The following is a 756-nucleotide window of genomic DNA, read 5'->3' on the forward strand; positions in this document are numbered from 1 at the left end:
AACCGCGTCGTTTCAAGGGGGCGGCTAGCTTCAAGCCTCCGCAGGGCGCCTTTCTTGCTGGACGAATATCCACTTTTTGCCCTTGAAGCTCTAGTTACTGTAGGGGCTATGTCAATGTGGAATCAATGAATCCTGAGGTCAATCCATGTCTTCCGACGGCAACCGCAACGATCACGGCCATCCGGGTGATCAAGAGCATTCTGACCCAAGAGGCAACTCCTGTTGCGACGCCAGCAAGGACGTCGCGTCCACGGCGCCAGCGCCGTCTGGCGGAAGGAGCTTTCAGGTCTCCGGGCTCGATTGCGCCGAAGAGGTGGCGATCCTGAACCGGGTTGTCGGGCCGAAAGTGGGCGGAACCGAACACCTGGCATTCGACGTGATCAACGGGCGAATGACCATCCTCGATAGCGCCGAGAGGATACCAGACGACGAAGTCACGCAGTTGGTCGCAACGACCGGCATGAGCGCCAAGCCATGGGATGCCGACAACGCAGCAGAGGACCAGGCGGCGCATCTGGCACGTCAGAAGCGCTTTACCTCGTTGAGCGGCGGCTTCTGGGCGGCGGGATTCCTTTTTCACATTGTCGAGACCGGCATGGGCGGCGCGCTCGGGCTCTTTGCGGGCCATGGCGAGGTGCCTATGCCTATGGTGGAAGCAGGGATCTTCGCCGTCGCGATTCTTTTTGGCGTCTGGCTTGTCGCGCCCAAGGCCTGGTCTTCGGCGCGGAGGCTTAGCCCCGACATGAACCTGCTCAT

Annotated in this window: 1 pseudogene; it reads left to right on the forward strand. The window is 60.6% G+C overall.

What is annotated here, in order from left to right:
- Window positions 1-145: 145 nt before the first annotated feature.
- Window positions 146-756: pseudogene (locus A3764_RS22750) on the forward strand (heavy metal translocating P-type ATPase); the annotation flags it as partial.

Origin of the sequence: Sulfitobacter sp. HI0129, from assembly GCF_001635395.1 — a bacterium.
Lineage (GTDB): Bacteria > Pseudomonadota > Alphaproteobacteria > Rhodobacterales > Rhodobacteraceae > Sulfitobacter.